This is a genomic window from Peribacillus sp. P4_C12 (assembly GCF_056402095.1).
Genome location: NZ_JBFUIB010001185.1, coordinates 1 through 566, shown reverse-complemented (window position 1 = coordinate 566; position 566 = coordinate 1). Strand labels below are relative to the sequence as shown.

General features: G+C 39.0%; 1 protein-coding gene and 1 pseudogene. Both read left to right on the top strand.

What is annotated here, in order from left to right; translation table 11 throughout:
• Window positions 1-396 (top strand): annotated as a pseudogene (locus AC1DUW_RS32050) (L-2-hydroxyglutarate oxidase); the annotation flags it as partial.
• Window positions 397-422: 26 nt separating this feature from the next.
• A partial coding sequence (locus AC1DUW_RS32045; protein ID WP_477644609.1) for a DUF3870 domain-containing protein occupies window positions 423-566 on the top strand: 144 nt, incomplete at its 3' end.

The following is a 566-nucleotide window of genomic DNA, read 5'->3' as shown; positions in this document are numbered from 1 at the left end:
CGTGAAGGATATAAAAAAACGGACTTCAATGCAAAAGATTTAACAGAAGTTTTAAGTTACAAAGGGTTCTGGAAACTCGCGAGTAAATTTATGAAAGAAGGGATGGATGAATATGTCCGTTCTTTTAGCAAGAAGCAATTTACGAAAAGCCTTCAGGAGTTAATTCCTGAAATTCAGGAAGATGATTTAATTCCGGCACCTGCAGGCGTTCGAGCGCAGGCTCTACAGGACGATGGGAATATGGTAGATGACTTTCATATTATAATGGGGAAACGTACTGTTCATGTATGTAACGCTCCGTCTCCTGCAGCTACAGCTTCTATTGAAATTGGAAAAGAGGTTGTTAACCGTATTCCAGAACAATCGCACTTATTGGAAGCAGCTTTAATAAAATAAATCATTTTTAGGGAGGGAGAAGCCTCATGTTTAATGGTAAAACAATATTTATTGCAGGTCACGCACGTTTACCCCAGGGAATGGCAGCAAAAAGTGTCTTTGAAACGTTAACCATTACTGCAGAAGTCGATTCTAAATATGGGGTTATACTAGAAGCTTCCTGTACATTG